The sequence below is a fragment of the Chryseobacterium formosum genome (assembly GCF_026460885.1).
In the GTDB taxonomy this organism is placed as follows: Bacteria; Bacteroidota; Bacteroidia; order Flavobacteriales; family Weeksellaceae; genus Chryseobacterium; species Chryseobacterium formosus.
Window position 1 is genome coordinate 339,265 of record NZ_JAOVZW010000008.1, and the last position, 25,193, is coordinate 364,457.

A 25,193-nucleotide genomic window follows, 5' to 3' on the forward strand; every position below is an offset into this window, starting at 1 on the left:
ACAATATTAAAACCACAGATTTTTTCTGTGGTTTTTGTTTTTATCTCACTTATTTTCTTAATTTTATTCCGTTAATAAAAAATACAAATTAAAATAAATTATGTTCAAAAAATTAGCTGCGGAAGCTTTAGGATTAGGTGATATCGGGAAGATTATTCCTTCTCAGGATTATGATAAAGTAGATTCGGATGATTATATTTTATCTGAAGATAATGAGAAAATATTCTTTTTAATTAAATCTAAAAGAGATGAATACTGCTTTACAAACAGAGCTTTGATTCATATCGACGGTGCAAGTGCGATTGACAGAAAAAGAATTTTGAGAAGGTATGAATACTATCAATTTCCTTTCTCGAATGTGGTTTTGCAGACTGCGGGAACGATCGATCTGGATGTTGAAATTTCATTCAATATCGGAAATGTTCCTTTAATGATCAGCGTTGCAAAAGGTCAGGTTGATCAGTTGAAAGACTTATACAAAGCACTTTTGGCGATTCAGCAGGAAGTTCATCACAATCATTCTTTGTTGAACTTTTCTAATGACAGCATTCAGAAAGCAATTACGAGTGTAGCATCAGGAAAGCAGGAAAATGTTTCAAAAAGCCAGGAATTAAGAGCAATCAACGAATATATTTTTGCTTGGAACACGAATAGTTTCGACCGATACAACCAAAAAGATTTTTCTAAGATTTTTGAGAAGTATATTAATAATTAAGATTCAATAATTTATATGTTAGAACCACAGATAAAATCTGTGGTTTTTTATATATTTAAAGTATAAAAACACATAAGTTGAACAAAAAATACACACAGCTTATTTATAAGATCATTTTTTCTCCATTTACACAAATTGTTTTGTGCACTTTGCTTTTATTTGTTGAAATTTTGTCGATATATTTCAAAATATTGGTTTTGTGTGTATTCAGTCTTCAGCTTTTAAGGTATTATTTTAGAAAAACAGCATTTAATTCAACACATTCTTTTTGGTATCTTATTTTTTTTGTACCAATCTTATATTTCTTTTTGTGCAGTAAGATTTTTGAGGTGTATCAAATTAATTTTTATATTAAAATATTCTTGTTTATTATACCCATCGTTTATAGTTTCTATTATTATTCTAAAAGAAATCCTTCAACAGGCGAAAAAATATTTTTGAATTTGATATGTTATTATTTTATTCCATTTTTTATGGCTTTGAATTTTTCTTTTGACTTTTCAAAACCTGTTATAAAAGAATTTGTGGTTATTGATAAACAGAAGAATTCATTTGGATCTTTCAATACAGAATATTCTGAATATACCTTTTATGAATTAAAAGTAGTTCCAAAAATTATTTATTTTAAACCATTTTTCCAAAAAGAACTCTCTGAGAATGATTATAAAAGTATGCTGTTAAAATCAGCAAAAATACGTTCAAATAATTTGGTTAATTTAAAAGGTTTTGATTATGAGTTAATTAATACGCAGTCCTTATTTAATATTAAAACTCAAAAATTTATTTACATCATTACACTGAAAGAATATGTCGAGCCAACTATTTTTAAAGTAAACACTGGAATCTATCGAAAGTTTAATAAAGGTGATAAAATTGATTTTGAAAAACATAAAGGTCTTTTTGGGATAGAATGGTATTATTTTAGATAATCGGTTTAGAAATATTAACATTTACACAACAATAATAAAATGGAAAAAATTCTTTATCATCATCATTTGTTTTCATAAATTTATTCAATGAACTTTGAAAAAACGGGATTGGTTTTATCGGGTGGCGGTACCAAAGGTATTGCTCATGCAGGAGTATTAAAATTTCTTGGCGAGCAGAATATTGATGTCGATATTTTGGCTTGTTGCAGTGCAGGTTCAATCGTTGGATGTCTTTATGCAATTGGTAAAAAGCCTGAGGAGATTTTAGATTTCTTTCAGTCAGTATACTTTTTCAATTGGAAACATTTTGCATTCAATCAACCTGGTTTGGTTTCTTCGGTGATTTTTAATAATTATCTGAAACCCATTTTTCGTGATATGAAAATTGGAGATTTAGATAAAGAAATCAAGATTGTTGCTACAGAATTAGTTGGTGGAACAGAGAAGATTTTCGATAAAGATTTTCTGGTAACCGATGCAATTATCGCATCCTGTTCAATTCCGGGAATTACAACCCCTTATATTTTAGGAGAAGAAATGTTCTGCGATGGTGGAGTTCTGAATAATTTTCCGGCAGATATTATCCGTGATGATTGTGATAAACTGATTGGCGTTTTTGTTTCGCCTCCTCATGATATTAAAATCAACGATTTAAAGTCTATTAAAGCGATTGTTTCCCGATCTTATGATTTGCTTTCCTACCGTATTGAAAAGATTAAATTTGAGCATTGTGACTGGTTAATATCTTCACAAGATTTATCAAGTTATGGAACTTTTGAGCGTAAAAAAGACCGTTTAGAACAAATTTTCAATATCGGTTATCGTGCCGCCAAAGATAGTTTTAATGAAAGCCAATTTTACGCAGCATTGAAAAATGAAAAACGAATTGTTTAAAAAACTTAGCCTCAATCTTTAATTTAAGGTTAATATTTCGATATGCTGGTCGTCCCTTCGAGTAGATTTTTGAAAAAAAATCATATCGAGAAGTTCAATTTAATTAAAAGTTCTCGATACATTTTTCTTCATTTTATTACTAAAAACACTCGACCTGACGAAAGATTTAAAGTATCCCTTATCTAATAAAAACATCCGTAAATTCGAAACTTTTACCATTAAAAAGACCTTTATCGCTTAATTTCAATTCTGGAATTACCAAAAGTGCCATGAAAGATAAACTCATGTAAGGCGCTCTCAATTGGCTTCCCAGTTCTTTAGCTCGTTGATCTAATTTAATATATAATTCTGCAACTTTTTCGGCAGGAAGATGAGTCATAATTCCTGCAATTGGTAATTCTAAAACCAATTCTTCGGATTCTGTAGCAAGAGAAATTCCACCTTTTGCTTTGATAATGGCGTTTACAGCTTTGCAAATATCCTCGTCATTCGTTCCTACAACGACAATATTATGACAGTCATGGGCAACACAAGAAGCGATGGCTCCATTTTTTAAACCTATATTTTTAATAAAAGCAGTTGCAATTGGAGCATCTTTATAACGATTTACAACTGCAATTTTCAGAATATCTTCTTCAATATTTGATTCAGAATAACCATCTTTCACAAGAGATTTTGCCTGTATTTCATGAGTGATTAATTGTCCGTCGAGAGCTTCAATCACACGAATGGTATCGCTTTCACTTTTAATTTTAAAATCAGAAGGTTGTTTTAAACTGCAATTAAAATTGTTTACAGTTGGAGCTTCAACAGATTGAATGAAAGATTTTCCATTCTCGGCAACCAACTCACCATTGATATAAGTTTTTAAAATATTAAAATCTTCAACATTATCAATTTCAATAAAATCTGCATGATCACCAACTTGCAATAATCCAATTGATAAATTATAGTGTTGTATTACATTGTAAGACGCAGCCCGTAAAACATCATACAAATTATAACCATCTTTTAACGCTCGTTTTACATGATCATTGATGTGAGATTCAATCAAATTATCAGGATGTTTGTCATCACAACAAAACATAATCTGCTCCGGAAAATCTTTTAATAAGGGAATTAAAGTTTCAAAATTTTTTGCAGCACTTCCTTCCCGGATCATGATTTTTACTCCATGTTTCAGTTTTTCGAGAGCTTCTGTATGACCGAAACACTCATGGTCGGTAGTAATTCCTGCATCAAAATACATTTTCATTCCTTCACCCATTAATCCGGGAGCATGACCGTCAATTGGCTTATTATGTTTTTTGGCAAAAGCTATTTTCTTTAGAACTTCCTCATCGTTATAAATCACACCTGGAAAATTCATCATTTCAGCTAAATAAACAATTTCATTTCTGCTTAATAATTCGTTGATGTCATCAGAATCAATTACAGCTCCTGCTGTTTCAAATTGTGTTGCAGGAACACAAGATGGAGCGCCAAAATAGAAATGAAAAGGAACTTTTTTAGCATTATCAATCATATAATTTACACCTTCGATTCCTAAAACATTGGCAATCTCGTGCGGATCTGAAATTGTTCCGACAGTTCCGTGTTTTACAGCAATTTTGGCAAACTCAGATGGAACAAGCATACTGCTTTCAATGTGTACATGAGCATCAATAAAGCCTGGGAGAATGTACGTTTCTAAAGTTTCATCGATTCTTTTTACAGAAGCAATTTTTTTATTTGAAACAACTATTTCTGCCGGAAAAGTTTCTCTTGAAATAAGATCGATTAAATTAGCTTTAAGTGTAAATTCCATGATGTTTTTTGATAAATAAAAAATTCCTAATAGTGAAATTAGGAATTATTATTTGATTTGTTTAAAATTAATTTTTAACGACCTGTGCGTCTTGTCTTACTAAAGTTTCACCATTTCCATCAATCACTACTAAAGTGTAAGGTGCTTTTTTAGCAGATGCGGTCAGATAATTTCTCCAAACCTGATATAATGTTCCGTTGTTATTAAATTCGAAATAATAATTACCTCCGGATCCGTCCGGAATTAATTCTCCGTCACTGATAATCATGCTTGGTTTTGAGGTAATTTTTGTGTTTGCGCCCCAAGATTGATACAGATAATTTCCGTTTGGTTGTTTATCGATTCTTACTTTGAATTTTTTAGTTTTAATGATAACGGTTTTTGGAACATTTTGAAAATATCCGGTTCCGTTATCTTTAATAGGATTTGGTTTTAAATCATTTGCTGAAATCAAGGAAAACTGAGCAATACATAAAGTTCCTAATAATAATTTCTTAATCATTTTTTATTTGTTTTTAAAATTATAAAAGGGGAATCAAATTTAGAGCCAATTGTTCATGATTAGAAAATTTGCCTTAATCTGGTTATTTTTAAGCCTCAACTTCAAAATCCTGAGTATAATGCGCAAAAGCTTCTTCCAAACTATTAAATTTCCCTTTAAACTCTTCAATATTACAATCCTGAAGAATATTTCCTTTGTGAATAAGAATTACACGAGTACAAAGCGCTTCAACTTCCTGCATGATGTGTGTGGAAAGTAAAACGGTTTTAGCTTTACCAATCTCTTTTACCACATTTCTGATTTCAAGAATCTGATTCGGATCTAAACCGTTTGTTGGTTCATCCAAAATTAACAAATCGGGTTGATGAATAATAGCCTGAGCTAAACCAACTCTCTGTTTGTAACCTTTAGAAAGCTGTCCTATTTTCTTTGATTTTTCAGGAGTAATTCCGACTAATTCAATAACTTCATCAACTCTCGCTTCAGAAATTTTGTGAATATTGGCTACGAATTGAAGATATTCTTTCACATACATCTCAAGATACAAAGGATTGTTTTCAGGAAGAAAACCTATGTTCTTTTTGCTCTCAATTTCGTTTTCGGTAATATTTTTTCCGTTGAAAATAATTTCGCCTTCATCAATTTTTAAAGCTCCGACAATAGACTTCATTAAAGTAGATTTTCCAGCTCCATTTGGACCTAAAAGACCGATGATTTCGTTTTTGTCGATTGAGATATTGATGTCGTTAAGAGCAGTTTGCTCACCAAATTTCTTTGTTAAATTAATTACCTGAAGAGACATATTACTGAAATATTTTGACAAAAATAGAAATAAAAAAACTCATTCGGTAAGAATGAGTTGATATATCTTAAAAAAAGGAAATTTATTTTCTTTTTTTCGCAGGTTTTACCGGAGTTTTGGTTGCCGGTACAGCATTATTATTTTGTTGAACTGTATTCACCGGAGTTTGCACTGTATTATTATTCACAGGATTTACCGGAGTTTGTTTTACGGATGCTTTATAAAGTCCGGCTTTTGGAGTTCCGATTCCGAAAATTTTATCAATTTGTTTTTTATTCAAAAACTGGGATTTCCCAACGTATTTTTTATTTTTATTGATATACTGAATAATCTGTACAGTCGGCTGTCCGTAGTTTTTTTCGTACTGAAGCTCAATAATGTCATTAGGAAGTTCTAAAGAAATATTTCCGCTCGGAGCATCAATAAAACCATCGGTAATCATCTTATAAAGTTCGTGTACGTCACCATTAATATCATTAAATGAAAACGATCTGAATGTATTAAGATTACTTGTATTAATATCCTGATAATTAAAAGTAAACTTATTTTCTTTCTTGTATAAGCCCACAGAATTATCTTTTCCTATTTCTACTAATGTCTCGTTTTTCAAAACTTTAATCTGCGAGAAAGCCGAGAATCCTAAAAAACAGGTAAGGAGTAAAATTATCTTTTTCATGTGATATTTATTTAATATTTTGGTTGGTAATGCTAATTTAAAGATAATAAATTATAATAACCAATTTTTTTTATTGACGCAAAAATAATCTTTTTTTTTAATTTCAATTTTTGATTATTATGTAATCCTTAATATATATTGAAGGTAAAATTTCTTAAAAAATGGTTTTATATTGTGAATTTAAAGATGATTATTAGATATGAATTAGAAAAATATAGAACTTATGCATTAGATTTTCAATAAGTTAAGTTTTTATTTTTTCAAAGTTTATATTTTAAGTTTCATTCTGAAATTGTAAAAACAATTAGAAATAAACTCTCTTAAAAAATTAGATTTATTTTATAGTTTAGGATTGGTAAGCTGTTGTTATTTAAAGTAATAAGGTGTTATTTGTTTCGGTGCCAGTTTTAAAGAAAATTTAATATTAAAATAATTCATCATTTATCATTTCTTATTTAAAAGTTCGGATTTCATTTAATGCTTAAAATTTATTTTGACTTTATAGCATTTTGTATTTTCGTCAAACGATTTTTATATTCCTCAAAATCTTCTTTAAAACACTAAAAGCTTTGTTTTTTTTAATCTTCAAACATAAAAATAACTTATAGCATTCATCATTTATTGGTTTATAATACATCGGTTATTTTTGAATAGAATGAATTTGATAAATATATTTTATATCAATTTATTTGGAATTAATACCTTTAAGCATTTATCTATAAATAAACAGCTTAAAACCTTAATGTAAGTACTTTTTAATTTTATCAGTTAAATGAAATAGGGTTTTTATAAAACATTTCATTCTATGACCAGGCTCATAACTATCTTCTAAAATATATTCATAGCTTTACTAAATACCAAACAAGATATATTATGAACTCATTAGATGCATCAAAATCTCTCTGCTGCCAAAAGTTTTCGTACAGAATATTTAAATTCTTTAAAATTTCATTTTAAATACATCAAATTATCATCGGGATCATTTTATTCATGTGAATATTTACTGCAATAAATTTTATTAAGTAATTTTTATTCACAATAATTTTATTTAAGATTTAAACTTAATGTTAACTGAAAATAAATATCAAGGGAGGATAACATTGCACATAATTTGGAAATTCTATATTAATCATGAATTCCAATATTCACCATCAGTTCACAGGTTATTTCAGATATGATCAAAGAAAAAGCAGTACGTACGAAAAACTTTTCAATCCTAGAGGAATCAAAAATATTTATGATTTATCAGTTTCGTGAAAGAAAATTCAAGTTGAGCAATAGATTTTATTAAAGAGTCTTACATAATTTATAGGAAGGCATTTAAGGAAAATTCAACTATAAAATTATACTCTCAAAGCAACATCACGAATTTCAGTAAATTCTAAATCAAAAATAAATTATAATGAAACCTAAAAATATACCGGGAGTTCCTAAACATGTAAAAGGAAGCTTTCACGATACCGAAAGCAAAAAAGAGGTTGGAAATTCCAGTGATCTTGATTTGAAATTTACTATTCTGAAAAAACGATTTTTATCAATTAATCAATGGCGGGATTACTGTAAGGAAAGTGCAACTGACTTCCGGCTTTTCGATTTTGCAGGAAAAAATGTAGAACGTTTACCCCAACTTGGAGATTACATAAGAATTGATATTCCCGGACCAGGCGGAAGTGAAGGAAGGTCGTTTGATTGGGTTCAGATTATATCAATTGATCTTGCAAATTCTGATATGATTATCATTCAATGTAGACCTTCAAAAGATCCTGTAAAACAAAACACCAAAAAAATTGCTCATTTTTATTCTAGTCATGCAACCTCAACGTTTATCATTTCAAAAGAAAAAGATGGGATAAAAGCCGGTATCTACGGAAGAAATGAATATCCCAATTTAAAAGCGGGATTTTTTAATTCAATCAGAAATATTATGATTGCAGTTGGAGGAATGCTCGGTTTGTCAAAAGTACAATGGAAATGTCTTGCTGAAGGATTCGTAGATTTTTAAATAAATTTATCATTGTTCATATAAAAAAAAGAGGAGCACTATTTTAGTGTTCCTCTTTTTCAAATTAAAACTGTAGTTTAAATGGACCTTCAAAATAAGTATCATAAGAATCAACAAGATTTCCCTTCAAATCATAGACACCAATTGTAATATTTTGTTTGCTTAAATTCATTTCTTTTTCCGGGAAAGTAATGTTTACAGTTCCTTTTGTTATTTTATCTTTATCAACCGTTATTTTACTTGATCCACTGTAAATAACTTCACCATGAGAAGGTTCGATTACTTTAATTGTCAGTATTTTCTTATCATTCGATTTGTTTAAAAAAGTATAATTGTAGGTATTGACAATCATCTTATCTCTCACAAAAAATGTGCTTCCTGCAGGTTTTATAAATTTAGCTTCAAGATCGCCTCGACTGTATAAAAGATATGCGAGTAAAAGCTGTAATGCAACCAAAACAATCATAAAAATTTTCATTCTTGTTGTAAATCGGGTCGGTTGACGTGTTTCAATTTCTTTTTCTGAAGCATAGCGAATTAGTCCTTTTGGAAGTCCTACTTTCTCCATTACCTCATCACAGGCGTCAATACAGGCTGTACAATTTACACACTCCAATTGCTGACCATCCCGAATGTCAATTCCGGTCGGACAAACAACTACGCATTGATAACAGTCTATACAATCTCCTTTTCCAGCTGCTTCACGGTCTTCGCCTTTTCGCCATTTAGCTCTGTTTTCACCACGATGATAATCATAAAATACATTGATGGTTTCTTTATCAATTAAAACACCCTGAAGTCTTCCATAAGGGCAAACCAATGTACAAACCTGCTCTCGAAACCATGCAAAAACAAAATAAAAAGCAATAGTAAAAAGTATAATTACAATAAAATTGGTTGGATGTGCAAAAGGACCTTCCGTAACCGTTTGGAAAACTTTCTCATAACCAACAATGGTCATCATCATAAAATGCGTGAAAATAAGTGAAAGAATAAAAAATATTGTCCATTTTAATAATCTTTTCCATATTTTTTCGGTATCCCATTCCTGTCTGTCGAGTTTCATTTGCCGGTTTCGGTCACCTTCAATGGCAAATTCAATTTTACGAAATACAGATTCCAAAAAAATGGTTTGTGGACAAATCCATCCACAAAAAATTCTGCCAAATGCGATGGTGAAAATAATAATGCAGATTAATGCAACGATGGCTCCTACTGTTAGAAGGAAAAAATCTTGCGGATAAAAAGGCTGCCCCAGGATAAAAAACTCTCTGTCGATTACATTGAGCAGTATTAAAGGATTTCCATTTATCTTAACAAACGGAACTGCCAAATAAAAAGCTAATAAAATGTACGCAACAATAGTTCGGTAATTGGTGTATTTACCTTTTGGTTTTTTCGGAAAAACCCATTTTCTTTTTCCCGATTGTTCCATTGTTCCAATCGAGTCACGATAAGTTTCTGGGCTGAGAACCTGTCCTTGTCCACCACGGATTTCTGTATTTTCATTTAAAGACATGATTAATTTTTTTTGTGAAATGGTTCTTCAAAAATATTTTTAATCGTATTGTAACTTACAGATACAATGCTATTACACTAATTTGCAATATTGATAATCTATTCCTTATATTTATCATAATTTTAAAATATTAAGGAATAGAGCAAAAAAAAGATCCGCTATCGGATCTTTCTAATTAATTATTAATCGCTTTTGAATTGAGATTGGTATCTGCAATTTTCGTGAGCAGATTGTTACAGTTTTTTTCTTCATCCAGAGTAGAGAGCAAATATTTCAGACAATCTTTTTCTTTTAAAACTTTTGCATAAGCTGCTAAAGTACCATAAGTTGCAATTTCGTAATGCTCAACTTTCTGCGCCGCTGCAATAATTCCTGCATCACGTACTGCACCTGGTTTTGTTTCTTCCATAATGCTTTTTCCTTCCTCTAAAAGTCCTTCCATTGCATCACATTTTTTCGCCTGTGCTCGTTTTTTTAAAGCTTTGAAACATCCTTCTAATCTTCTTACATGTTCTTTGGTTTCTTCCAAATGATCTGCTATTGCATTTTTCAATTTCGGTTCTGTTGCATTTTTATGCATTTTGGGTAACGCTTTTGTAAGTGCTTTTTCTGCCCAATAAATATCTTTTAATCCGTCCTCAAACAAATCGCTCAGATCTTTTGCGGCATCTTTTTTGGCAGGAGTTTTAGAAGCTGTTTTTGATTCCTTTGTTGATGCTTTTGCAGTTGTACTTTTTTTAGCAGGTACATTTTTAGTTGCCATAATATTTTATTGATTGGTTTATGAATGTTAAAATTACAATTTTCAGACCATCAATGATAAAACGACCAAGATGTGGTATTTAATCTTTTTTTTATTTTTAAAATGACTACAAACATAATACAAAAGATTTTTAATTTCTAAATTGGATAATATTTAAAACAAAGGAAAGTTCTTCCTCGTTTATTTAAATATATTTTATAGAACTTGAGTTACATTCTGAATACTCAGGTTTATTATTCCGAATTTATTTTGGAATGCTTTAAACTCATTTGGAATAAAAATCACCAATTATTTTTAAAAAAATATATCAAACCATACAATAGAACTATGAATAAATTGAAACTTGAAGGCAAAACAGCCCTCATTACAGGAGCCGGTAGTGGAATTGGTAAAGCAGTAGCTCTCCTTTTTGCTGAAGAAGGAGCAAATATTGCCATTATTTATCACAGTGATGATAATGACGCTGAGAAAACTAAAAAAGAAATTCTTGCTTTGGGAAGCAAATGTATTATAATGAAAGGCGATATCAACGATAATGATTTCTGCGAAAAATCTACGAAAGAGGTTGTTGAAAAATTTGGAGCAATTGATATTTTAGTTAATAATGCAGGAACGCAAACGCCGCAAGATGATATTTCAAAATTAAAAGAAGAAGATATTCGAATCACTTTTAATTCAAATATTATTGGGATGATTTTGCTTACCAAAGCTGTTTTCCCATATTTAAAAGAGGGGAGCAGTGTTATCAACACAACTTCTGCGGTTGCTTATCAAGGTCACGAAGAACTTTTAGATTATTCTGCTACAAAAGGGGCAATTGTTTCTTTCACCAGATCATTGGCATTGCAGTCAAAACCAAAAGGATTCAGGGTAAATGCAGTCGCACCAGGTCCTGTTGCAACGCCGTTAACGAAAGAAACTTTTGGCGAAGAAGAAGAGAATGAAAACAAACCGCCTTTACAAAGAAATGCTTCTACTGAAGAAATTGCACCGAGTTATCTTTTCCTTGCAACAGAAGATTCAGCACAAATTACGGGACAGGTTTTACACCCAAATGGCGGAATTATTGTCAATGGATAAATCAAAAATTTAATTTAGATTTTTACAAAAAAACGGTAAGTTGATTCTTACCGTTTTTCTTATAATTGATTCTAATTGTTTTCTTCTTTATTAAAACTCACCACTTCAAAAAGCCCGTCTGATGAATACTTTTTACAGCTTTCATCATCAAATTTCTCGGGATTCTCAAGAAAGTCATCGATGAATTTTTTACTTTCATCAGTATTGGCGGGAGCAATGACGAGGTGAAACATTTTTAGAACAGATTCATCTGCGTTTTTTAATGATTCTTTTTTATGTTGTAAAGCTTCTTGGTAGTTCATACAATTTGTTTTTAAATAATTAATCTTCTTTGCCTTTGTAATGTTCAATATTATTAAACTGATGGTAGGAAATTCTCAAACTGTGAAGCTGATCGGCAATTACTGATGAGCTTTCAGAACATAAATCTCCACTTTTCAAGGCTTTTTCATAAGCTTCAATGGCGTGTTTTTCTCCAAAAACTACATTTTGTAAAGTTTCCTGATCATTGTTTGTCACTGGGAGAGAATTTTTAATATCAATCCAACCTCTGTGGAGACTTCCTGCAACAGAACCGCTGTCTGAAGGATTTCCGCCTCGTTCTGTGATGAGATTAATAATTTCATTTTTCATAATTTTTGATTGTGAAATCATCTTGTCATATTCACCTTTTAAATCAGAATAACTTTCCCAAACCTTTCCTTCTACACTTTCGAAACCTCGAATTCGGTCATTGGTAATCTGTAATAAATCATTCAGTACCGACATTGTTTTTGAATTTTCCATAATACTTTTTTTAGTGAAGATTAAACAACAAATATGCCCTGATAAAACATTGTGGTATGTAGTATTGATTTAAAAAAAAAAATTGCCCGCAAAACAGGCAATTTAAAAATCATAATAATATGTGATATGTAGTGGTGTATTACATATTATTCAATTACTATGCCGCACATAGAATATGTGGTATCTATTCTTGAAATTTGTGGTCTAATTATATTAAAACTAAATATTACGTTTATGTTACTAATCATAAACTTTTGCAATGCATAAGTCTATATTTACGGTGGACAAATCGCATAAGTGGGAATACGGTTTCACTTTAATGAGATTTTGTTTATCAACTTATTACAAATTTTTTTATGGTAATTGACGAAGATGTTCTTCTTAAAAATGGAGCGGAAATTAGCGAATACAAAGCAGGACAAATTATTTTTTATGAGGGCTCGATGCCAAAGTATTATTTTCAAATTCGATCAGGACTCGTTAAACTCAATACATATAGAGACGACGGATCAGAATTTATTCACAGTTTACCTTCAGCAGGACACTGTTTTTCGGAAACATTTCTTCATTATGAAGTTCCATACTGCATCAATGCGGAATGTCTGAACGATTCTTTAATCATTAAACAGGGAAAATCTGATTTCATGGCAATGCTTGATCGTAACAAGAATCTCATGCAGAATCTTCTTCGCCATAATGCCGAGAGAATGTTTTATCGACATAAAATGCTTACTACAATGTCTATCAATGCTCCATCTCATCGGATTTATAAGGTACTTGAATTTCTGAAAACCCATCATAAGATTACGGAACCATTTAAGTTCGTTGTGCCTTTTTCGAGACAGCAGATTGCCAATCTTACAGGATTGAGAGTAGAAACAGTAATCAGAACGGTGAAAAAATTAGAGCAGCAAAATTTGGTTAAAATTTGTGAAGGAAGAATCTGTCTTTAAAATAATAATGTTTCTATGATTCAAAGCATATAGAATAATGTTGTTGAATACTTAAATTTACAGTTACATAAAGATATATCATCCATATAGTTAGGCTTTATGTTAAAATAAAGATTTCCCTCTGATTTCAGAGGGAAATTTTTATTTGATTTTATCATAAATAAATTTGGTAACCAAAGCACCGAAGAGATAATATCCGACTGTCATTACTTTCTTTTTATTGTTTTCTGCAACCGGTTGGTCATTTAAGCCCATTTTTTGTGGCAAAGCAATAGCTCCGATTCCGGCTGCAAGTCCGCTTGTAAAATCATGATTTGTGGCGGTTGTTCCGTAGTAAATAGCGTTGCTTACAATATCTCCGGCTAATGTTGCAGCATACAGTTTATCGGGATCTGAGATTTCAAGAGCCGTAGAATCTGTCATTTTTTTTAAAGCTTCTTCACCCACTTCATTAATGTGAGGAACGTTGTCAAAATTTTTTCTTACGATTTCGTGGAGTAGATTAAGTGCGATTGCACCTCCTAAACCCGCTAACATTTTTTTTAGCATAATATTTATTTTTAAAGATTTGATATTTATTTTTCCTGACTGTTTTTTGTTGGCTGTAAAATCATCCGGATTGATGGATTATTGGTGATAAACAATCTGAACCATTCTAAAGCCAATCTGATTCTGTTTCTGAAACCTGTTAATGGAATAATATGGATAAACAACCACGTTAACCATGCAAAAAATCCTGTGTAAGAAAATTTAGGTAAATCAACTACTGCTTTGTACTTTGCAATAATTGCCATACTTCCTTTATCCTTATAAACAAATGGTTTCATCGCATTTCCAGTTTGATTTTGTTGGATATTTTTAGCAGCTAATTTCGCTTGTTGAATAGCAACTTGTGCCAATTGAGGATGACCTTTTGGGAAATTTTTATCGGTCAATTGCATACAAATATCCCCTAATGCCCAAATATTTTCAAAACCTAAAACCCGATTGAACTCGTCTACTAAAATTCTTCTTCCTTTTCCTATACAGGTTTCAGGAATTCCTTGCACTTCTCGTCCAATGACTCCGGAAGTCCAGATCAGCGTTTCTGTTTTAATTTTTTTTCCGTCTGATAAAATTACGTTTCCGTCGATATAATCTTTCACTGAAACATTAAGCAAAATATTAACTCCCAATTTTTTTAAATTTTCATAAGCTGTTTTTTTAGCAGCATCACTCATAGGAGCAAGTAATGACGGAAGCGCATCTACAAGATAAAGATGAGAAAGATTCATTTTAATTTCAGGATATTCCTTTTCTGCAACATAAACTCCCATCTCTGCAATCATTCCAGCCAATTCAACTCCGGTCGGTCCGCCTCCTGCAATGACAATATTTTGTAGTCTTTTTGCTTTTTCAACATCCTCATTTCTGGAAGCTTTTTCTAAATTTAAAAGCAAATGGTTTTTTAGATATAAAGCTTCGTGAATAGTCTTCATTGGAAGTGCACATTTTTGTACATTTTCCATTCCGAAAAAATTGGTTTCGGTTCCCAGAGCGATAATAGCATGATCATACTCTAAATTGCCGGTATCAGTTTCAATCATCTGCTGTTCGGTATTAATTTTCAAAAAACTGCCCATGTGAAAATGTACATTGGGATAATCTGAAAATAATTTACGAAACGGAAAACTAATATGAGAGGGCTCTATAAAAGCAGTTGCAACCTGATAAATCAGGGGCGGAAAAAAATGGTAATTATTTCGGTCAACCAAAGTAATATGAAAGTCTTTTGATTTGCCTAAAGTTTTGATAAAATTAATACCTGCGAAGCCTCCTCCTACAATTACAATATGTTTTTTCATTACAGATATTTTGATTTGGTGTAATATCCTTCCTTCAAGAATAAGACCACTGTAATCAATTTTTTAAACATGTGTCTTTGTGTGGTACATTTTGTAAATGATTTTCAGACCTATGATTCTGGTCATAACGGAAGTGAAATTTAAACATCTATATTTGGTTAAACCAATCATTATAAATAAAATTATGAAAACTTACGTTCTAATGACTATTGTCGCTGGTGTAATAGTTATGAGTTGTTCTAAAGAGAAAACTGATGTTCAAAACAACGATTCCACGGTTTCAAATACATTGCCATCAGATACATCAATGGCTTTACCTCCATCTGATTCTACAGCCATGAATGCACCGTTAAATGCTGAACCACAAACTGCAACAAAAGATTCAGCCGGTACTTCTACAAACAGATAATTTTTTTGTAACACAATTTTATTATACTTCTGCGCCTCATTTTATTCACTTAAAAAGTTTATACCTTATTGATGGGGCGCATTTTTTTAGATTTTGGATAATATATTCAATTTCCGGATTACTAATTTAAATCAAGCAATTAATATGGATAAGAACAGACCCCAAAATGAAAAATTAGATCAGTTAAATTACTACAAAACTGATAATTCAGATGAAAAACTCACAACCAACCAAGGACTTAAAATTAATAACAATCAGGATTCTCTAAAAGATGGAGAACGTGGAGCTTCGCTTCTGGAAGATTTTATTTTAAGAGAAAAAATTACGCATTTTGATCACGAAAGAATTCCGGAAAGAATTGTTCATGCTCGTGGATCAGGAGCTCATGGAGTTTTTAAACTTCACAAAAGCATGGAAAAATATACCCGTGCTAAATTTTTGTCTGAAGCAGGTAAGGAAACGCCTGTTTTTGTAAGATTTTCTACTGTTGCAGGAAGTAGAGGTAGTACAGATTTGGCCAGAGATGTAAGAGGTTTTGCGATTAAATTTTACACAGAAGAAGGAAATTATGACCTTGTAGCGAACAATATGCCTGTGTTTTTTATTCAGGATGCGATGAAATTTCCAGATTTAGTTCATGCAGTAAAACCAGAACCGGATAACGAAATTCCTCAGGCTGCTTCTGCACACGATACTTTTTGGGATTTTATTTCATTAATGCCGGAAAGTATGCACATGATTATGTGGTTGATGAGCGATCGCGCAATTCCTAGAAGCTATCGTATGATGGAAGGTTTTGGAGTTCATTCATTCAGATTTATTAATAGTGAAGGCACTGCTTTCTTTGTGAAATTTCACTTAAAACCAAAATTAGGAGTTCATTCTGTAGCTTGGCCGGAAGCACAGAAAATTTCCGGAGCTGATCCCGATTTCCACAGAAGAGATCTTTGGGAGGCTATTGAAAACGGTGCTTTCCCGGAATGGGATTTTGGAGTACAGATTGTTCCTGAAGAAAACGAGCACGATTTCGATTTTGATCTTTTAGACCCAACTAAAATTATTCCTGAGGAATTAGTTCCTGTAGAAACTTTCGGAACTTTAACTTTAAACAGAAATCCTGACAACTTTTTCGCTGAAACAGAGCAAATTGCATTTCATCCCGGACATATCGTACCTGGAATTGATTTTACAAATGATCCTTTATTACAGGGGAGACTCTTTTCGTACACAGATACACAGCTTTCTAGATTAGGATCGCCAAATTTCCATGAAATTCCGATCAACAGATCAGTTCCTACAGTTCATAACAATCAGCGTGACGGTCATATGAGACAGCAGATTGCAAAAGGAAAAGTAAGCTACGAGCCAAATTCTATTGGGGGCGGTTGTCCGTTTCAGGCAATGATGAAAGATGGCGGATTTGCTTCTTATGGAGAAAAAATCAGCGGAAATAAGATCAGAGCAAGAAGCCAATCCTTTGTAGATCATTATTCTCAGGCAAAATTGTTTTATAACAGCCAGTCAAATCCTGAAAAAACTCACCTTCAAAAAGCTTTGATATTTGAATTGACAAAAGTCACAATTCATGCAATCAGAGAAAGAGTAGTGGGTCAGCTTAATTTCGTTAATCAGGAATTAGCGCAGGTCGTTGCCAAAAAATTAGGTGTTGAAGTAAAAATACTTTCACAACCAAACGGAAGTATTCCTGCAGATGCGGATCCTGCAACGTTACAAAGTGAGGAACGTGAACCGAAAATTAAAGTTTCAGAGGCTTTAAGCATGAAAAACACCGCTAAAAATTCGATAGAATCAAGAATAATTGCTGTACTTGTTGCAGATGGGTGCGATGGGAAAAGAGTAAGCGAGTTCCTTAATAAAATTGAAAAAGAGGGAGGAGTCATTCAGTTTGTTGCACCAGAAATTGCACCAGTAAAAGCAGATGACGGATCGTTGATTGTTCCGTTACATTCTATTTCGAGCACAATGAGTGTATGTTTTGATGCAGTTTATATAGCACCGGGAGAAACTTCGTCGCAGAATTGGCTTCAGCCTGACTATAAAAACAGCGTACTGGAGTTTGTAAATGAAGCATTCAGACATTGTAAAGCGATCTTTTTTGATGAAAAAACAAAACCAATATTTGAGCAGACTGATATTTTTAAATTAAATCATAAAGATTATGCTGTAATTCTTGAAGAAAACAGTAATAAAGACGAAAACTTTATTAGTGCCGTAGCTTCACACCGTGCTTGGGAATTTGAAAAACAGAGAAACGGAATAAAATAAACTTACACACAATCACAAAATATAATTATTATGAAAGCAGCAGTTTTTCACGCACCAGGTAAAATTACCTGTGATACCGTCGATGATCCTATTATTCAGGATGAAAATGACATCATTTTAAAAGTAACTTCTACCGCAATCTGCGGAAGCGATCTTCATATGTATTCAGGCGGAATTCCGCAACCCAGACCCATGGTAATGGGGCATGAATTTATGGGTGAAATTGTGGAAACAGGAAGAAATATAACCCATTTACACCAAGGCGACAGAGTGGTTGTACCATTTCCTATAGCTTGTGGATGTTGTTATTTCTGTGAAAATGATCTTCCAGGTGGATGCGAAAATTCAAATCCTGAAAATTACGGTCCTGAAGGTGGAATTTTAACCGAAAAAGGAGGAGGGATGTTTGGTTATACAGATTTGTATGGAGGTTATAATGGCGGACAGGCACAATATGTAAGAGTACCTTTTGCGAATTTTGGCCCCCGAAAAGTGCCCGATATTTTAACTGATGAGCAGGCTTTGTTTTTAACAGATATTTTCCCAACCGGCTACACCGGTGTAATGTGGGGTGAATTGAAAGGTGGGGAATCAGTGGCAATATTTGGAGCAGGTCCCGTTGGTTCAATGGCAGTAAAAAGTGCCATCCTTCACAATGCCGGTAAAGTTATTATTGTTGATACTTTGCAATATCGTTTAGATCAGATTAAAAAATTGACAGGTTGCGAAACTATTCTTTGGGAAGATGCAGAAAGCACTGTGGAGAAAATCAGAGAAATGACGAACGGAAGGGGAGCAGATCTTTGTATTGATGCAGTAGGTTTTGAGCCTGAACGTAATTTTTTAGACCGAGCAAAAGCAGTTATTAATTTTGAAAAAGGTTCTATGAAAGTTCTTGAAGCTTGTATGAGTGCCGTAAGAAGAGGTGGAACTGTTTCTGTTTTAGGAGTTTATGCTGTAAATTATGATAATTTCAGACTCGGACAAATTTTTGACAAAGGAATTATTTTAAGAGCCGGACAAGCTCCTGTTCATGCCATTATTGATAAATTGATGAAACATGTTGAAAACGGAGAAGTAAGACTGGATGATATTATTACTCATCGATTATCCTTAAATGATGTTGCGAAAGGTTATGAAATTTTTGATAAAAAAGAGGATGGCTGTGTGAAAGTTGTGCTTGATCCTTGGATATAACCAGTTATTTTAGAACAAATAATAAAAAATAAGTCATGTATAAAATTATGCATGACTTATTTTTATGTTTTTTTATAAAACTCTTAGAAAGTTGCTGCAGGAGCTGTATCGTTATTCAGTTTTCGGTTGACTTCATTCTTTTTACCTTTGGCAAAATCGTAACCTATACCTACAATAAACATATTTCTGTTGTTGTAAATATTGGTTGTGCCGGTATAACTTACCAAACTTTCATCAAGCGTTTTTGTCTTGTATCTTGATGGCATTCCTAGCCAGTACATTCCTGTGGTGAACGTCCAGTCTTTCATTTTATAATTCGCAAAAATATGGTTTTGGTTTTCGTTGGTATTTAAAAATGCTCCGCTTAAAGTGTAAACAGGGATATTAAACATATAAGACAAACTCAGGTTTTTGTATTCTGATGAAATGGTAAAATTATTTCCGAAATAATTATTTTTAAGCAAATCTCCGTTACTTGTTTTCACACGTTGCATTGTTGGGTAAATATTGGCTTTTATTACCAATAATCTGCTTCCGAATGGCTTTACAGAACCCGTCAATTGAATTCCTGTACGTGAACTGAACTGTGCATTTTCGTAAGTTAATGCATATTGAGTATTGTTATTATACAAAACATACATGCTGTTGATTGCATTGTCTACATAATTGTAAAAAAGATAGGCATTAAAATCAAAAAACTTATTGTTGTAAGCATAATTCAGATTATTGTTCCATGCTTTTTGTATTTTCAGCAAAGGATTTCCTGTGGAGACAATATTAGGAACAACCTGATTGATATTCGGACTTAATGTAGCGCTTCCGGGACTGTAAGGAGTATAACTGCTCGTTAATCTCAGACTTTGATTTTTCTTCAGTTCATATCCTAAAATCAATTTTGGAGTAATCGTCCAATCATTTTCTGTGGTTAATGCTGTTTTATTGTGAATATTCGTTAAACCTAAACCTAAACGATACAGCAGTTTTTTGCTTTTTCCTGCAAATTCAGAATAAAAATATTGGGTTAAATAATTAACAGAATAATCAAAATTTCCTGCTAAATTCTGGAGTGAATTGTCTACGTTATTGTTATCAATTCTATATCCTGAACTTAATTTTCCAGCCTTAAAATCATGGGTGTAAGCAACTTCACCTACAATGCTGTTCTGCTTGGCTTTTAAATTCATATCATTATCAAAAACGACATTTCCGGACCCGATTACCCATTCTTTATCAATTTGAAAACTTTCACTTGTGTAAGAAGAGCCAACTACGTTCAAGCTGATTTCATCCTTTTTACCCAATTTTTTAGAGAAATATAAATCAAGTTTTGGCGGATTATAATTTTCACCGCTGTATTGCGAAGTTCCGTGGAGTTCTGAAGAATTGTCTTTAGTGAAAATACTTTGTCCGTTTCCTTTAGAGAAATAATTATAAATATTCATCGAAAATTTTGCCTGAAAAACATAATTATCCATCAAAGAATTGGTGTATCTCAAAGCAATATCCTGATAGGTATATCCGAAATGATCTCTTTTGGTTTCGTTTGTGTTATAATGTGAATTTTGTAAGATATAATCGTACACTCTGTTGGTTATACGGTTGTCATAATCTCTGAAATTCATTCCATATTCAAGTCCGAAATTATTTCTTCCATTCGTATAATTGGCGTAGGCTTGTCCGTTGATAAAACCTGTCGTCAAAGCTGTACTTGCCGAAATTCCCGCTGCAAAACCAACTTCAGGATTTCTCGTGATAATATTCACTACTGTATCTGCTCTTGTTGCCCATCTGGTAGGAGGATTGTCATAATATTCAACTCTTACAACGTTTTCCGGTCGAATACCTCTTGCCTGCAATTCTGTAGACTCGACACCATTAATTAAAAGTAAAAATTTACCGCCTTTTATACTTGTGATACTGCTTGAGATAGGATCAAACTGAAGTTCTGGCAAAGTTTGTAATAAATCATTTGCATACCGGGCTTTCTTTAAAGCTTCCTCATCGAAACTGTAAACTGCTTTATCAACAAATTGTTTTTTGCGTTGAGATTTAATCAGAACTTCCTGAATTTCTTTTGTATTGTGAACCGAATCTTTTACAGCTGTAGTAGTATTTTCCTGTGCAAAAGCTAAGCTGCCTATTATAAATAAGGCTAAACTTATTTGTTTTTTCATTGTAATTTCCTCCAAGTATTATCGGCGTCAAATTTAGAATAAGTTAACGTTTTATCAAAAGAAATTTCACATTATTTGGAATAATTGGTGTGATTCAAACTTATAAATTAGCATAATCATGAAAATTTGGTCAATTTATGCTTTAAAATTATTACTGAATATCTCTTAGAATCTAATAGTAACAGTCAATATCAGATAAATTTACCCTAACAATTAAAGACCGTATTGTTAAATTAATAAAATTTATATAAGTATTTTAATAAAATAATTGCAGAATCAAATTATTTACCATATATTTGTAAAATAATAAGACGCTTGTCTGAGCATATTTAAAATTTAAATTAGTTTATTTATTAATTATTGCTAAAAGATTTGCTTAATTTTGTCATTAATATTTTAGGTGCTCTACCTTTTAAGAAGTTCGATTTTCACTCTTAAATTCTATACATCCAATTTTTTTCTTTCAAAAATTTATTATCGTTTTGATTTTGATCAAAGCAGTGGATTTATTAATCCTAAAAATAGAATACAATAATTTTTTTAATACATATTACAATGCAACAAGGAACAGTAAAATTCTTTAACGAAACTAAAGGATTTGGTTTTATTACTCCATCTACAGGTGGACAAGACGTTTTCGTACACACTTCAGGTTTGGTAGATAACATTCGTGAAAATGATGTCGTAACATTCGATTTACAAAATGGGAACAAAGGTGTTAATGCAGTTAACGTTAAAATAGCGTAACTTCATTTAATTAACACTTATGATATAGGAAGAGCAGATAATTTATTTATCTGCTCTTTTTTATGTTATTTATAACAGTTTAAACAATAAGCATTAAAAATGACTTCATTTTAATCTAAAATGAAGTCATTTTGCTTTTTATGAACCTATCAAAACATAAATCCATAAAACTGATAAATAAATTTTAAAAGTACTATTGAGTTTAAAACTTAGAATCTGATCAAATATTTTGATACTTCTAAATCAATTTAAGCCTCAATAAACTCCAAAAGATCTTTATTAATAACATCTGCGTGAGTTGTCGGCATTCCGTGAGGAAAACCCGGATACGTTTTTATCGTTCCGTTTTTCAATAATTTAATTGATTTCAAAGCCGCATTTTGGTAAGGGACGATTTGATCATCTTCACCGTGAAGAACTAAAACTGGAATATCAACATTCTTCAAATCGTCTCTGAAATCAGTTTCAGAAAACGCTTTGATTCCGTCGTAATGAGCAACGATTCCGCCCATCATTCCTTGTCTCCACCAGTTTCTCTGCACACCTTCTTTCACAGCTGCACCTTCTCTGTTGTAACCGTAGAAAGGGAAAGTCAAATCAATGTAAAACTGTTGTCTGTTGTTCAAAGTCTGATCTCTGATGCCATCAAAAACCGACATCGGAACACCATCAGGATTGCTGTCGCTCGCTACCATAATTGGCGGAACTGCACTGATTAAAACTGCTTTTTTAGCTCTTCCGTTAGCATATTTATTCACGTAACGGATTACTTCACCACCACCAGTTGAGTGACCGATGTGAACTACATCTTTCAAATCTAAAAATTCAATCAATTCAGCTGCGTCAGAAGCATATTGCTCAATCGTGTGATTGTAAATATCCTGGCTGGAACGACCGTGACCTCTTCTGTCGTGCGTCACCACTCTGTAACCTCTTTGCAGGAAGAAAATCACCTGTGCATCCCAATCGTCTGATGATAAAGGCCATCCGTGGTGAAACATCAAAACTGGTCCTTCGCCTTGGTCTTTGTAAAAAATCTCTGTTCCGTCTTTTAATTTTAGTGTGCTCATAATTTAATTTTTTAAGTGTTGTGATTAATTTATTTTATATTTTGTTGTCTTAATTCTTTAGCAAATGTAGGATGGTTCAATTCGTTTCTCGTTAATCTAGTTTAATATCGTACATTTTTGATAATTTTTATTTTGGGCAGCTATTTCCGCCTTCCACTCCCGCTATTTTTTTCCAAGCTAAATCCCCAGCAAAAAATGAGCTCCGTTCAAGTCGGGCTGCAGATTCAGTGTAAAACACGATTTTAATTCAGAAATTAGCTTAAGTGTTCTTATTTACGTTATGAAAAGAACTTATAATTTACTTAAGTGTCAAAAATCTTTTATGCATTTTGTGGTTTAACTCTCAGTATTCTCCCTCAAAAGCTCAAACAAATCCTCAGCGCCACCATCGAATTTCTTTCCATTCACAAAGAAAGAAGGTGTTCCGTTCACGCCGCTTACGATTCCACTTTCGAAGTCTGAATCAACCTTTTCTGCCAGTTCGGTACTTTCCAAATCCTTTTCAAATTGCAGAATGTTCAGTTTTAATTGTTCCGCCAGCTTCATCAGTAAGTTTTCATTCAAATCTCTTTGATTTTCATAAATCGCATCGTGCATTTCCCAGAATTTCCCCTGAAGATTGGCTGCTTCTGCTGCAATTGCTGCTGGTCTTGCATATTGATGCATTTCCGACAAAGGAAAGTTTCTGAAAACAAATTTGATTTGACTTGCAAATTCTTTCATCAATTCCTTCAGAACCGGATAAGCGGCGCCACAGTACGGACATTGATAATCGCCGTATTCTACAATAACGAGGTCGGCTTCTAGGTTGCCTTGTGCGTGGTCAGTGTTGCTGACGTTTGGTTTTAGTGACATAATTTATTTTGTGTTAAGGGTTTCTAAAGCGTCTAAAATTCCGTCTGCACCAGGATTAATGGCCGTTGGTGACAGATAACTCCATTCGATGATGCCATCTTTGTTGATGACGAAAAGTGCTCTTTTACATTCACCTTCTTCATCATCATAAACACCATACTGTTTTGCGATTTCTCCTTTGGCTTCAAAATCGGCTAACAAAGGAAAATGTAAATTTCTTGATTGAGAAAATGCCAAATGACACCATTTGCTGTCCACAGAAATGCCGAAAATCTCTGCATCGTATTTCTTGAAAAACTTCAAAGTTTCATTGTACAAAGCCATCTGGTCACTGCAAACCGGACTCCAGTCGGCGGGATAAAAGGCGAGAATGACATTCTTTCCTTTGAATTCTGAGAGTGTAATTTTCTGGTCTGGCGTTGCATACAAAGTGAAATCTGGGGCAACATCGTTTTTTTGTAACATAGTATTAGTTTTTAAAGTTATTTTTTGAAATCAATAATCCGCAAATCATTAGTAATAATGCAGGAATCATCAAGGTCCATTTTCCAAAATAATCGAGTAGGAAAGGGGCGATAAACGCACCTGATAAAAAGCCAATCCACAAAAGCAAAAGATGAATAGTGTTGGATTTATACTCTTGTTTTTCTACTTTATCATCTGCCATCGTCAGCATTGCGGTATTCATTGCCAGGCTGTTCAGAGTTCCAGTCACGAAATCTGTATTTACCTTTTGGTTTCCTACTGAAGTCACAATCGTGTTCGACATTCCCATTGAAAATCCGACAATTGCAATGGAAAACAAATTATTAATATCATAAAAATAAGCAATTATCGAATAGAAAATAAGAATTACGGAAACTATATAAAATGTTAATATTTGGTTCTTAATTCTCTTCCACAATGACAGGCAGGTTCCAACGTAAATTCCTAGTAAAAAACAACTTATGACTGTAATTGATGTGATAATAATTCCAGATTTACCCGTTGAAATGGCGGCTCCCAGTGAAGTTGTATTTCCACTCATAAAAGACACGTATGTTTTCCATTGTATCAATCCTGTTGCATCAATATATCCTGCAATCAAAGCTAAAAATATCGCCAATCTCTCTTGCATCTTAATCGAATCAGATGAAGCGGAAGGGTTTGTTTTGATGGCAGAATTATCCATTATTTAGAGAGA

The 25,193-nt window shown here is 32.5% G+C and carries 26 protein-coding genes; 11 read left to right on the forward strand and 15 right to left on the reverse strand.

Going from position 1 to position 25,193, the window contains the following annotated elements:
- Positions 1-100 precede the first annotated feature (100 nt).
- From OF897_RS07840 to OF897_RS07850, 3 genes are all read left to right on the forward strand, one after another.
- Entirely contained in the window at positions 101-715 is a 615-nt protein-coding gene (locus tag OF897_RS07840) for a PH domain-containing protein (RefSeq protein ID WP_267265139.1), read from the forward strand.
- Between the two features lie 473 nt (positions 716-1,188).
- Positions 1,189-1,644 carry a hypothetical protein gene (locus tag OF897_RS07845; RefSeq protein ID WP_267265140.1) on the forward strand — a complete coding sequence of 152 codons (456 nt, stop codon included), beginning with the start codon at positions 1,189-1,191 and terminating at the stop codon, positions 1,642-1,644.
- Between the two features lie 87 nt (positions 1,645-1,731).
- Positions 1,732-2,538: a patatin-like phospholipase family protein gene (locus OF897_RS07850; RefSeq protein ID WP_267265141.1), complete on the forward strand. Its 807-nt coding sequence runs from the start codon at positions 1,732-1,734 to the stop codon at positions 2,536-2,538.
- Between the two features lie 178 nt (positions 2,539-2,716).
- Here the strand turns inward: OF897_RS07850 and ade are convergent, their stop codons facing one another.
- The 4 genes from ade to OF897_RS07870 form a co-directional block, all read right to left on the reverse strand.
- Positions 2,717-4,345, reverse strand: coding sequence for an adenine deaminase (gene ade, locus OF897_RS07855; protein WP_267265142.1), 1,629 nt, complete (start codon positions 4,343-4,345; stop codon positions 2,717-2,719).
- 67 nt (positions 4,346-4,412) lie between these two features.
- Complete coding sequence (locus tag OF897_RS07860; RefSeq protein WP_267265143.1) at positions 4,413-4,847, reverse strand: hypothetical protein; 435 nt, start codon at positions 4,845-4,847, stop codon at positions 4,413-4,415.
- 88 nt (positions 4,848-4,935) lie between these two features.
- A complete protein-coding gene (locus OF897_RS07865; protein WP_267265144.1) occupies positions 4,936-5,649 on the reverse strand; it encodes an ABC transporter ATP-binding protein in 714 nt (237 codons plus the stop codon).
- An 82-nt stretch (positions 5,650-5,731) separates the two neighbouring features.
- Positions 5,732-6,325, reverse strand: a complete 594-nt coding sequence (locus OF897_RS07870; RefSeq protein ID WP_267265145.1) for a hypothetical protein — start codon at positions 6,323-6,325, stop codon at positions 5,732-5,734.
- 1,131 nt (positions 6,326-7,456) lie between these two features.
- Here OF897_RS07870 and OF897_RS07875 point away from each other — a divergent pair.
- Positions 7,457-7,582: a hypothetical protein gene (locus OF897_RS07875; protein WP_267265146.1), complete on the forward strand. Its 126-nt coding sequence runs from the start codon at positions 7,457-7,459 to the stop codon at positions 7,580-7,582.
- A gap of 145 nt (positions 7,583-7,727) precedes the next feature.
- Positions 7,728-8,327 carry a hypothetical protein gene (locus tag OF897_RS07880; RefSeq protein ID WP_267265147.1) on the forward strand — a complete coding sequence of 200 codons (600 nt, stop codon included), beginning with the start codon at positions 7,728-7,730 and terminating at the stop codon, positions 8,325-8,327.
- Positions 8,328-8,391: 64 nt separating this feature from the next.
- On the opposite strand, the gene ccoG is transcribed toward OF897_RS07880, so the two are convergent.
- The gene (gene ccoG, locus OF897_RS07885) at positions 8,392-9,846 is read right to left on the reverse strand and encodes a cytochrome c oxidase accessory protein CcoG (RefSeq protein WP_267265148.1); all 1,455 of its coding nucleotides are present in this window, start codon (positions 9,844-9,846) and stop codon (positions 8,392-8,394) included.
- 175 nt (positions 9,847-10,021) lie between these two features.
- Complete coding sequence (locus tag OF897_RS07890; RefSeq protein ID WP_267265149.1) at positions 10,022-10,609, reverse strand: YciE/YciF ferroxidase family protein; 588 nt, start codon at positions 10,607-10,609, stop codon at positions 10,022-10,024.
- Between the two features lie 327 nt (positions 10,610-10,936).
- Here OF897_RS07890 and OF897_RS07895 point away from each other — a divergent pair, with 327 nt between their 5' ends.
- The gene (locus OF897_RS07895) at positions 10,937-11,689 is read left to right on the forward strand and encodes an SDR family oxidoreductase (protein WP_267265150.1); all 753 of its coding nucleotides are present in this window, start codon (positions 10,937-10,939) and stop codon (positions 11,687-11,689) included.
- A gap of 71 nt (positions 11,690-11,760) precedes the next feature.
- Here OF897_RS07895 and OF897_RS07900 read toward each other — a convergent pair whose 3' ends face one another.
- Both OF897_RS07900 and OF897_RS07905 read right to left on the reverse strand, forming a co-directional pair.
- Complete coding sequence (locus OF897_RS07900) at positions 11,761-11,991, reverse strand: hypothetical protein (RefSeq protein WP_267265151.1); 231 nt, start codon at positions 11,989-11,991, stop codon at positions 11,761-11,763.
- Between the two features lie 19 nt (positions 11,992-12,010).
- Entirely contained in the window at positions 12,011-12,475 is a 465-nt protein-coding gene (locus tag OF897_RS07905; RefSeq protein WP_267265152.1) for a PA2169 family four-helix-bundle protein, read from the reverse strand.
- Between the two features lie 356 nt (positions 12,476-12,831).
- On the opposite strand from OF897_RS07905, the gene OF897_RS07910 reads away from it, so the two are divergent.
- Entirely contained in the window at positions 12,832-13,428 is a 597-nt protein-coding gene (locus OF897_RS07910; protein ID WP_267265153.1) for a Crp/Fnr family transcriptional regulator, read from the forward strand.
- A gap of 141 nt (positions 13,429-13,569) precedes the next feature.
- On the opposite strand, the gene OF897_RS07915 is transcribed toward OF897_RS07910, so the two are convergent.
- Together OF897_RS07915 and OF897_RS07920 are read right to left on the reverse strand one after the other, a co-directional pair.
- The gene (locus tag OF897_RS07915; RefSeq protein ID WP_267265154.1) at positions 13,570-13,977 is read right to left on the reverse strand and encodes a hypothetical protein; all 408 of its coding nucleotides are present in this window, start codon (positions 13,975-13,977) and stop codon (positions 13,570-13,572) included.
- A gap of 26 nt (positions 13,978-14,003) precedes the next feature.
- Complete coding sequence (locus OF897_RS07920) at positions 14,004-15,272, reverse strand: NAD(P)/FAD-dependent oxidoreductase (RefSeq protein ID WP_267265155.1); 1,269 nt, start codon at positions 15,270-15,272, stop codon at positions 14,004-14,006.
- A gap of 184 nt (positions 15,273-15,456) precedes the next feature.
- Here OF897_RS07920 and OF897_RS07925 point away from each other — a divergent pair, with 184 nt between their 5' ends.
- The 3 genes from OF897_RS07925 to OF897_RS07935 all read left to right on the forward strand — a co-directional run bounded on the left by OF897_RS07925 (position 15,457) and on the right by OF897_RS07935 (position 19,164).
- Entirely contained in the window at positions 15,457-15,681 is a 225-nt protein-coding gene (locus OF897_RS07925; RefSeq protein ID WP_267265156.1) for a hypothetical protein, read from the forward strand.
- Between the two features lie 144 nt (positions 15,682-15,825).
- Positions 15,826-17,967 (forward strand): catalase, encoded by a 2,142-nt coding sequence (locus OF897_RS07930; RefSeq protein WP_267265157.1) that lies wholly within the window; start codon positions 15,826-15,828, stop codon positions 17,965-17,967.
- 30 nt (positions 17,968-17,997) lie between these two features.
- Positions 17,998-19,164, forward strand: a complete 1,167-nt coding sequence (locus OF897_RS07935) for a zinc-dependent alcohol dehydrogenase (RefSeq protein ID WP_267265158.1) — start codon at positions 17,998-18,000, stop codon at positions 19,162-19,164.
- Between the two features lie 83 nt (positions 19,165-19,247).
- On the opposite strand, the gene OF897_RS07940 is transcribed toward OF897_RS07935, so the two are convergent.
- Entirely contained in the window at positions 19,248-21,338 is a 2,091-nt protein-coding gene (locus tag OF897_RS07940) for an outer membrane beta-barrel protein (RefSeq protein WP_267265159.1), read from the reverse strand.
- Between the two features lie 555 nt (positions 21,339-21,893).
- On the opposite strand from OF897_RS07940, the gene OF897_RS07945 reads away from it, so the two are divergent.
- Entirely contained in the window at positions 21,894-22,085 is a 192-nt protein-coding gene (locus OF897_RS07945; RefSeq protein WP_129536735.1) for a cold-shock protein, read from the forward strand.
- A 248-nt stretch (positions 22,086-22,333) separates the two neighbouring features.
- Here OF897_RS07945 and OF897_RS07950 read toward each other — a convergent pair whose 3' ends face one another.
- From OF897_RS07950 to OF897_RS07965, 4 genes are all read right to left on the reverse strand, one after another.
- Positions 22,334-23,155, reverse strand: coding sequence for an alpha/beta fold hydrolase (locus tag OF897_RS07950; protein ID WP_267265160.1), 822 nt, complete (start codon positions 23,153-23,155; stop codon positions 22,334-22,336).
- Positions 23,156-23,491: 336 nt separating this feature from the next.
- Entirely contained in the window at positions 23,492-24,010 is a 519-nt protein-coding gene (locus OF897_RS07955) for a DsbA family protein (protein WP_267265161.1), read from the reverse strand.
- Between the two features lie 3 nt (positions 24,011-24,013).
- Positions 24,014-24,475 carry a redoxin domain-containing protein gene (locus tag OF897_RS07960; RefSeq protein WP_267265162.1) on the reverse strand — a complete coding sequence of 154 codons (462 nt, stop codon included), beginning with the start codon at positions 24,473-24,475 and terminating at the stop codon, positions 24,014-24,016.
- A gap of 4 nt (positions 24,476-24,479) precedes the next feature.
- On the reverse strand, positions 24,480-25,181 hold the full coding sequence (locus OF897_RS07965) for a YoaK family protein (protein ID WP_267265163.1): 702 nt from the start codon (positions 25,179-25,181) through the stop codon (positions 24,480-24,482).
- Positions 25,182-25,193: the final 12 nt, after the last annotated feature.

What these genes read in the sequence shown, in the direction of transcription:
- OF897_RS07840 (WP_267265139.1), top strand. Translation starts at nt 101, where the DNA reads ATGTTCAAAAAATTAGCTGCGGAAGCTTTAGGATTAGGTGATATCGGG.
- OF897_RS07845 (WP_267265140.1), top strand. Translation starts at nt 1,189, where the DNA reads ATGGCTTTGAATTTTTCTTTTGACTTTTCAAAACCTGTTATAAAAGAA.
- OF897_RS07850 (WP_267265141.1), top strand. Translation starts at nt 1,732, where the DNA reads ATGAACTTTGAAAAAACGGGATTGGTTTTATCGGGTGGCGGTACCAAA.
- ade (WP_267265142.1), bottom strand. Translation starts at nt 4,345, where the DNA reads ATGGAATTTACACTTAAAGCTAATTTAATCGATCTTATTTCAAGAGAA.
- OF897_RS07860 (WP_267265143.1), bottom strand. Translation starts at nt 4,847, where the DNA reads ATGATTAAGAAATTATTATTAGGAACTTTATGTATTGCTCAGTTTTCC.
- OF897_RS07865 (WP_267265144.1), bottom strand. Translation starts at nt 5,649, where the DNA reads ATGTCTCTTCAGGTAATTAATTTAACAAAGAAATTTGGTGAGCAAACT.
- OF897_RS07870 (WP_267265145.1), bottom strand. Translation starts at nt 6,325, where the DNA reads ATGAAAAAGATAATTTTACTCCTTACCTGTTTTTTAGGATTCTCGGCT.
- OF897_RS07875 (WP_267265146.1), top strand. Translation starts at nt 7,457, where the DNA reads ATGAATTCCAATATTCACCATCAGTTCACAGGTTATTTCAGATATGAT.
- OF897_RS07880 (WP_267265147.1), top strand. Translation starts at nt 7,728, where the DNA reads ATGAAACCTAAAAATATACCGGGAGTTCCTAAACATGTAAAAGGAAGC.
- ccoG (WP_267265148.1), bottom strand. Translation starts at nt 9,846, where the DNA reads ATGTCTTTAAATGAAAATACAGAAATCCGTGGTGGACAAGGACAGGTT.
- OF897_RS07890 (WP_267265149.1), bottom strand. Translation starts at nt 10,609, where the DNA reads ATGGCAACTAAAAATGTACCTGCTAAAAAAAGTACAACTGCAAAAGCA.
- OF897_RS07895 (WP_267265150.1), top strand. Translation starts at nt 10,937, where the DNA reads ATGAATAAATTGAAACTTGAAGGCAAAACAGCCCTCATTACAGGAGCC.
- OF897_RS07900 (WP_267265151.1), bottom strand. Translation starts at nt 11,991, where the DNA reads ATGAACTACCAAGAAGCTTTACAACATAAAAAAGAATCATTAAAAAAC.
- OF897_RS07905 (WP_267265152.1), bottom strand. Translation starts at nt 12,475, where the DNA reads ATGGAAAATTCAAAAACAATGTCGGTACTGAATGATTTATTACAGATT.
- OF897_RS07910 (WP_267265153.1), top strand. Translation starts at nt 12,832, where the DNA reads ATGGTAATTGACGAAGATGTTCTTCTTAAAAATGGAGCGGAAATTAGC.
- OF897_RS07915 (WP_267265154.1), bottom strand. Translation starts at nt 13,977, where the DNA reads ATGCTAAAAAAAATGTTAGCGGGTTTAGGAGGTGCAATCGCACTTAAT.
- OF897_RS07920 (WP_267265155.1), bottom strand. Translation starts at nt 15,272, where the DNA reads ATGAAAAAACATATTGTAATTGTAGGAGGAGGCTTCGCAGGTATTAAT.
- OF897_RS07925 (WP_267265156.1), top strand. Translation starts at nt 15,457, where the DNA reads ATGAAAACTTACGTTCTAATGACTATTGTCGCTGGTGTAATAGTTATG.
- OF897_RS07930 (WP_267265157.1), top strand. Translation starts at nt 15,826, where the DNA reads ATGGATAAGAACAGACCCCAAAATGAAAAATTAGATCAGTTAAATTAC.
- OF897_RS07935 (WP_267265158.1), top strand. Translation starts at nt 17,998, where the DNA reads ATGAAAGCAGCAGTTTTTCACGCACCAGGTAAAATTACCTGTGATACC.
- OF897_RS07940 (WP_267265159.1), bottom strand. Translation starts at nt 21,338, where the DNA reads ATGAAAAAACAAATAAGTTTAGCCTTATTTATAATAGGCAGCTTAGCT.
- OF897_RS07945 (WP_129536735.1), top strand. Translation starts at nt 21,894, where the DNA reads ATGCAACAAGGAACAGTAAAATTCTTTAACGAAACTAAAGGATTTGGT.
- OF897_RS07950 (WP_267265160.1), bottom strand. Translation starts at nt 23,155, where the DNA reads ATGAGCACACTAAAATTAAAAGACGGAACAGAGATTTTTTACAAAGAC.
- OF897_RS07955 (WP_267265161.1), bottom strand. Translation starts at nt 24,010, where the DNA reads ATGTCACTAAAACCAAACGTCAGCAACACTGACCACGCACAAGGCAAC.
- OF897_RS07960 (WP_267265162.1), bottom strand. Translation starts at nt 24,475, where the DNA reads ATGTTACAAAAAAACGATGTTGCCCCAGATTTCACTTTGTATGCAACG.
- OF897_RS07965 (WP_267265163.1), bottom strand. Translation starts at nt 25,181, where the DNA reads ATGGATAATTCTGCCATCAAAACAAACCCTTCCGCTTCATCTGATTCG.